Genomic DNA, 7,577 nt, shown 5'->3' with positions numbered 1-7,577 from the left:
CTTAGACCGCGCAAATGTTTGGATTTCAGGCAACCGCAGATCGTGTTTGATGAACTACGACAGGTTGCTTGATTTGGCGGGTGTTGCACTTCGGAGTTGAATTCGCGAACATATAAAAATATAGAGCTAATTCTTGTCTGTGATGGTTCACCAGACGAGACGCTTCAAGTAGTCGAGCAATATAGAAATGATGAGCGTGTGAAAATTTATAAATACCCACGTTCATCTGGAAATGCGGTTAGAGGGCGCAATAAGGGAATTTTAGAAGCACAGGGTGAATATATTGCTTTTTTAGATAGTGATGATATCGCATCTAATAATCGCTTAGAACTTTCAGTTTCTTTTTTAAGTAATAACTCTTCATATTCTGGGGTGTATGGCTCTTGGAGAGCTATTGTTGATGGATCTCGTCAAATTTCTGGTATAGAAGATGGGATGATTGTGCATAGCCCAGATGGAACGCTTAAAGAGCACCTTGAAAATTGTATTCCATGTCAGAGCACAGTAATGGTAAGACGGGATGCTCTTATGGCTGTTGGATGCATCAATAGAAATATGAAATATAGAGAGGATCATGAGTTATGGGCTAGGCTGAATTACTATAACTATAGATTGAAGTCTCTCCCTGATGTTCTTGTTTCACTTAGATTACATGCAGGTAATAATGAACTGAATTTCCATTCTCAAAAAGGAGATGATGTTTGGTATCGAGAGCTATTAAAACAATACAATACCAAGGTATCTCGCCCACAAAAAATATGTTGGATTGTAGCTGGCCTCGGAATCTCTGGTGGACTGGCAATTATTATCAAGCATGCCAATTATTTGCTTTCTCGTGGTCATGATGTTTCATTTATTTGTCTATCGGAAGAAAATAATATATCTTGGATGGAAAATAGTGTTCCTGTTTATCAGATTGGCAACGGCGACGTCATTAAAAATATTGATTTGCTAATTGCTACAGCATGGAATACAGAGCCATATTTAAGCCGTATCTCATCACGCCGTAAATTATATTTTGTACAGTCTGATGAACGCCGATTTATTGATGAGAAAGGAGTTCAAGAACTTATTTCATCTGGTTATGATAAAGAATATGAATATTTTACCGAGGCGTTTTGGATTCAGAATATGTTCCATTCTGAGTTCCAGCGTTCAGCTTTTTATGTGCCAAACGGCCTTGACCAATTACTCTTTAAGCCCGTTGAGCCATTCATTCCCAAAGGCACTAAAAAGCGTGTTTTAATCGAAGGACCTATTGATATTCCATTTAAGGCAGTGGAAGATGCATATAATGCAGTAAAAGACCTTGATTGTGAAATATGGATTGTAAGTAGTGCTGGTAAGCCTAAAAGTGGATGGAGATATGATCACTTTTTTGAAAAAGTGCCTATGAGCATGATGCCATCTATCTATAGCTCTTGTGATATTTTTATCAAAATGAGCAGAATTGAAGGCTTCTTTGGTCCCCCGCTTGAAGCTATGGGCTGTGGATGTGTTCCTGTTGTAGGTAAAGTGACAGGTTGGGACGAGTACATTATCGATGGTTATAATGCAATAGCAGTTGAACTACTCGATGTCAAAGCAGCGAAACAAGCCGTTGAACGGCTTATCAATGATGATGCTTTGTATAATATGCTCTTAAAGCATGGAGCAAAGACTGCTACAGAATGGCCTTGGAGTGAGTCATTCCAAAGGTTAGATTTGCTTATTGAGCGTGAATAAAACTTTACTGTAATGGTGGTGGTCATGAACTATTTCTAGTATGAACTTTTTATTAGTGTCATACATCTTAGTGTTTATGACTGCCATCATATTTTTAGGTGTTTTATGGTTAAGCAAATGACTTGTTATAATTAAATTTGGTTTTTTTGTATGTTTTTATATTCGTTTTATGCATAAATGAAAAAATTCATGTTTTATACATGGTGAAAGAGAAATCGCTCGCTTTTGCCGAAACGAAGTCAATGAGCCATGTCAAAAAAAATTGTTGCTATCAGTGTTGTCATCTTTAATGTTGATATAGAGCTTTTAAATAGAACTCTTTTTAATATTGTTAAAGCTTCTAAACTGACATCATATAATGTAGAAATTCATGTGAGAGATAACTCTGTAACATCCTCAGATGAAGTCGGTAGTTTGTTGGCGATAGTAGCTAAGAATATTGTGATAAATTACCATCATGATGGTATGAACGTAGGTTATGGGGATGGACATAATAGTTGTTTGACGCAAGGAAATTACCACCTTATCCTCAATCCCGACTTGGAAGTTGCCCCAGATGCACTGAAAAATGCGCTCGAGTTTATGGAGCTACATCCGGAGTGCGGATTATTGACGCCATTCGCGACATGGGCAGATGGTGAGGTACAACGGCTTTGCAAAGGTTATCCAACTGTATTTGATTTATTGCTGCGTGGTTTTGCTCCTGCTTTTGTGAAAAGGTTATTTCAGACGCGCTTGGCGAAATATGAGATGGCAGATCAGCTCAACAATCATGATGTGCTGTGGGACCCACCCATTGTCAGTGGTTGTTTTATGCTGTTTCGCACAGATGTATTGCAGCAGCTCGAAGGGTTTGACCCTCGCTTTTTTCTCTATTTTGAAGATTTTGACATCAGTTTACGTGCAGGGAGGATATGCCGGATTGCCTATGTCCCTCAGGTGAAGGTTGTTCATCATGGTGGTCATGCATCGCGCAAAGGTTGGCGGCATATCTGGATGTTTGGGCGCTCTATGGTGACTTTCTTCAATATTCACGGTTGGCGTTGGTGGTAATGTCAGATATCAAAAGTACAGTCTTGGTAACAGGCGCCAACGGATTTGTTGGCAAGGCGGTCTGTGAACACCTGCTGAGTCTGGGTGTGAATGTGAAAGGTGCGGTGCGAAGTCACCCGCTTGTTTCGTATCACATCAACGCTCCCTCTTTGACAGCAGATGCAAACTGGACAACCCAATTACAACAGGTGGATGTTGTCATTCACTGTGCCGCCAGGGTGCATGTGATGTCTGATAAGGAAGCAGATCCTCTAACAGCGTTTCGAGCGGTAAACACAATTGGCACATTAAATCTCGCAAACCAGGCCGCAGATGCTGGTGTTAAGCGCTTCATATTTATTAGCTCGATTAAAGTAAATGGTGAGCAGACTGAGCCCGGTAAGCCGTTTAATGAACATGTCCAGAATCCACCACAAGACCCTTATGGCCGCTCAAAATATGATGCAGAGCAAGGGCTGATGGCACTTGCTAAGAAGTGTGGTATGGCTGTCACCATTATCCGGCCTCCTCTTATTTATGGTAAGGGTGTGAAGGCTAATTTTGCCAGCATGTTAAAGATGGTGCATACCGGTTTTCCACTCCCCTTTGCCCGTTTGAAAAATGCACGGAGTTTATTGGCATTACCCAATTTATGCGATTTCATTGCTCGTGCGATAGATCATCCTGCTACCGTGAATCAGATTTTTTTGGTCGCAGATCCAGTTCCTGTTTCGACATCTGAAATGCTGATTGCTATTGCTGATGCTGAAGGTGTCCCTTCTCGACTGTTTTATATTCCATCAATTCTGGTAAGAGGGATTGGCCGTTGCTTTGGGATTGATGCCAAATTGCAGCGGATTTATGGCTCTCTAGAAATGGATACGGGCAAGGCTCAGAGGCAGCTACAATGGTCGGCTCCTTATACGTTTTCTCAGGCTTTATCCCTGATGGCATCTTCCAAATATGAGTAGTTTGTGATGCTGACATTTCCGTTACTTCTAGTTTTATGTTTGTTTTTCTCCATTATCATGACAGGCTTACTTAAGCGCTATGGTCAGAGCCGTCTTCTTGACCAACCCAATCATCGCAGCTCACATTATATCCCTACGCCGAGAGGCGGAGGCATGGCGATTGTCGCTACATTTCTGTTGGCTTCTCCTTTTCTCGTCGTGAGCCAGGTGTCGGATTTGTATGGGGTATCTTATGGAAGCTTGCTATTGATATGGATTGCAGCACTGGGCATCGCACTAGTTGGTTTTATCGATGATCACCTGTCTCTTGAGCCAAAAACTCGTTTAATTGTCCAGAGTCTTTCTGCTGCATTGGTTGTATTAGCTGTTGATGGATTGCCAGAGCTGACCTTCTTTGGGTGGCAGCTAAATCTTGCCTGGTTTGGTTATGCGCTGGCATGGTTAGGTGTGATCTGGTTTATCAATCTTTACAACTTCATGGATGGCATCGATGGCCTAGCTGCCGGTGAGGCCGTGACTGTCTGTATCGTCATGGCGTTACTGCATTACCTTTTTGGAGGTGAGTGGCCGTTTGCAAGTTTGACCCTGTTGCTGGGGGCTTCTGTTGCTGGCTTTTTGTGCTGGAATTTTCCACTGGCCAAGATCTTCATGGGAGATGGGGGCAGTGGCTTCCTTGGTATGATGCTCTCATCCCTGATGTTGCTTGATGCAAGTTTCGCCCCCCAATTCCTGTGGGCGTGGCTTGTCATGCTCGGCGTCTTTGTCGTTGATGCTACCTGGACTTTACTGAATCGCTATCGTCTCAAATGTCACTTGAGTGATGCTCATCGAACTCATGCCTACCAATATCTTGCAAGGCACTGGAAAAGTCATCGCAATGTGACACTGATGGTGCTCTTGATAAATGTCCTATGGCTTGCACCTATTGCTGCCATGATTGTAGGGGGGGCGCTTGATGGCATGTTGGGTCTGATTATTGCCTACTTACCGCTAACTTATCTCGCATTTTACCTAAAGGCTGGAGTACCTGAATGAGCACAGATTTTTTGCCGGGGGGTAGCTGGTTACTTACCTGCCTTGGTTCCTTGTCACGAGCCAGCAAACGAGCAATATCTGTCTCAGTAGATACGTTATTGATTACTCTGGCATATTGGGGGGCATATTGGATCAGGCTTGAACATAGCTGGCCAATCGCAAGCCCCCATCATTGGGCCCTTTTGTGTGCGATTATTGTTCTAAGCATTAGTGTCTTTGTTCGGCTGGGTTTGTATCGTGCAATCTTGCGATATGTTAGCTTTCGAGTGCTCTGGACAATCTCATTAGGTGCATTTGTTTCAACGAGCTTTTTTGTTATCTCTGCGTTTTACTTCGATATCTTCCTGCCCAGAACCGTATCGGTCATCTATCTCTCATTTTTGGTGTTGATGGTCGGTGGTGTGCGGTTGTTCTTTCGGGCACTGTTGAATACTACTCGTTTGGCGCGTACACAGGTTCTGATCTACGGTGCGGGTTCCTCGGGGCGGCAGTTGCAAGTGGCTTTGTTGCAAGGCAATGAGTTTTACCCAGTTGCCTTTGTGGATGATGATCCTGCCAAACAAGGATGCGTTATTCAGGGATGTACCGTGTACAACAGTGCTCAGCTCCCCACCCTGATTGATCACCATGGGGTGAAGAAGATCCTGTTAGCCATGCCAAGCAGCACCAGGGCTCGTCGTCAGGAAGTGATCAATGCACTAGAGCCACTATCTTGTGAAGTGCTGTCTATCCCGGGTATGGCCGATCTGGTCAATGGCTCTGCCCGTATTGATCAGCTTAATGAAGTCTCCATCGACGATCTGTTGGGTAGAGACCCGGTAGAGCCGGTGACGACATTGATGGAAGCCAACATCACAGGCAAAGCGGTCATGGTGACGGGGGCTGGGGGCTCCATTGGATCGGAGCTCTGTCGCCAGATCTTGCGGTGTCGGCCATCCACCTTGGTTCTGTTTGAACTGTCTGAATACGCCCTCTATGTCTTACACAAAAACTTGCGTGAACAGTGCGAACGTGAGGGAATTGAAACAGAGCTGGCTCCATTACTGGGCTCGGTGCAGCGCCAGCACCGCCTCAAGACGGTGATGCAGAGCTTTCGGATCCAGACTATCTACCATACTGCCGCTTACAAGCATGTGCCCTTGGTCGAGTTCAATATCATAGAAGGGGTGCGCAATAATGTATTTGGCACTCTTTATGCCGCTCAAGCAGCCGTTGAAGCGGAAGTTGAAACCTTTGTACTGATATCCACTGACAAAGCGGTACGCCCAACCAACACCATGGGGGCCAGCAAGCGCTTGGCCGAGCTTATCCTGCAAGCCTTGACCCGTGAAAAGCACAAAACCCGTTTTTGTATGGTGCGCTTTGGTAATGTGCTCGGATCTTCCGGCTCAGTGGTGCCACTGTTCAGACAACAGATAGACAAAGGTGGGCCTATTACTCTGACTCATCCCGATATCATACGCTACTTCATGACAATACCGGAGGCGGCCCAGTTGGTTATCCAGGCGGGCGCGATGGGGAAGGGGGGCGATGTTTTTGTGCTCGATATGGGGCAGCCAGTCCGGATCATGGAGCTTGCAAAACGTATGATCCGTCTTAGCGGCCTGACGCTTCGCGATGAACTTCGGCCCGATGGCGACATTGCTATTGAGGTGACGGGGTTGCGGCCAGGTGAAAAACTCTATGAAGAATTGTTGATTGGGGATGATGCTAGAGGTACAGAACATCCCAGGATCATGGTGGCGCAAGAATGCTGGCTCCCCTGGTCAAGGCTGCGTCCCTTGCTGGCCTCGCTGGATGACGCCTGTCACCACTTTGATCAACAGAAAGTACGCGACATTCTGATGCACGCCCCTGCTGCGTTTGAACCAACAGACGGTATCTGTGACCTGGTGTGGCTTGCTAAACAACGTGATCTGCCAACAGACAATGTGGTTCCACTTCCTACACACAACATCGATTTTTATATTGAAAATCAATGATGTTCTATTATTACGCGCCTCATCAGACATCTTTTCAATTTAACATCTGGTTGTTTTTTGAGCGATCAAAAACTGATTAGACCAGATTGACTACCCTTTTGAGCAAAGCATAGGTAAAATCGCCCCGCCGATTCAAAATTAATCTTGTATCTTCTTGCGCTTAATAGGCTCAACATGATCATGGTTATAACCATAAAGTAAGCATAACGAGCGTCTCGCTGTCTTGTTTGCAAAGGTGTGCAGGATCAGAACGGTCATAAATCTTTGGCAAACTAAACAATATATCGACTGCGAGCGTACTGGGAGCTGTAACTCAGGGGCGGTAGCTTACTTTATTCAATGCTCTGCGCCATCATTTAATGGCAATATTGTTTTTATAGCCGACTAGTCTGGTACTTGAGCAGTAGATTGTCAGAGCTGATTTAGGTTAGGCACATGTTTGACATATACACGTGATCGAAATCACAAAAAATGTGTTTTTGCAATACATTATTATCATTCAGATACTTAGATCACGTGCAATAACGAAATAACTGCTCATGAGGTTGCATGAGGTTGCTTGGTAGGCATACACAATAATTAAAATATTTGCCTTTCGGGATATTAAAATTAAAGAGTAAAGGGAAATGGATAATAAAATCAACAGCAGTGCTGCATTATGGAACGCAGCGAATGAAAAATTGACAGAGAAGATTCACTCACAAGATATTGGTCATCTCATACGCTGTCTCTTGATCAGATCTTGATCCCCTGCGCCATCAGATCCTTGGCGGCAAGAAAGCCATCCAGTTTACTTTGCAGGGCTTCCCAACCTTCCCAGAGGGCGCCCCAG

5 protein-coding genes are annotated in these 7,577 nt (G+C 44.4%); all 5 read left to right on the top strand.

All coding sequences use genetic code 11. From position 1 onward, the window contains the following. Positions 1–96 precede the first annotated feature (96 nt). Positions 97–1,725 carry a glycosyltransferase gene (locus PG883_RS21925; RefSeq protein WP_270808169.1) on the top strand — a complete coding sequence of 543 codons (1,629 nt, stop codon included), beginning with the start codon at positions 97–99 and terminating at the stop codon, positions 1,723–1,725. 249 nt (positions 1,726–1,974) lie between these two features. Continuing rightward, a complete protein-coding gene (locus PG883_RS21920) occupies positions 1,975–2,778 on the top strand; it encodes a glycosyltransferase (RefSeq protein ID WP_270808167.1) in 804 nt (267 codons plus the stop codon). Beyond that, positions 2,778–3,728: a UDP-glucose 4-epimerase family protein gene (locus tag PG883_RS21915; protein WP_270808162.1), complete on the top strand. Its 951-nt coding sequence runs from the start codon at positions 2,778–2,780 to the stop codon at positions 3,726–3,728. The genes PG883_RS21920 and PG883_RS21915 overlap by 1 nt, the downstream gene beginning before the upstream one ends. Positions 3,729–3,734: 6 nt before the next feature. Further along, on the top strand, positions 3,735–4,763 hold the full coding sequence (locus PG883_RS21910; RefSeq protein ID WP_270808170.1) for an MraY family glycosyltransferase: 1,029 nt from the start codon (positions 3,735–3,737) through the stop codon (positions 4,761–4,763). Beyond that, on the top strand, positions 4,760–6,745 hold the full coding sequence (locus PG883_RS21905) for a polysaccharide biosynthesis protein (RefSeq protein ID WP_270808160.1): 1,986 nt from the start codon (positions 4,760–4,762) through the stop codon (positions 6,743–6,745). Before PG883_RS21910 ends, PG883_RS21905 begins: the two co-directional genes overlap by 4 nt. Positions 6,746–7,577: the final 832 nt, after the last annotated feature.

The organism is Aeromonas sp. QDB25 (assembly GCF_027707725.1).
Classification (GTDB): domain Bacteria; phylum Pseudomonadota; class Gammaproteobacteria; order Enterobacterales; family Aeromonadaceae; genus Aeromonas; species Aeromonas caviae.
This window is presented reverse-complemented; position numbering and strand designations above follow the sequence as displayed.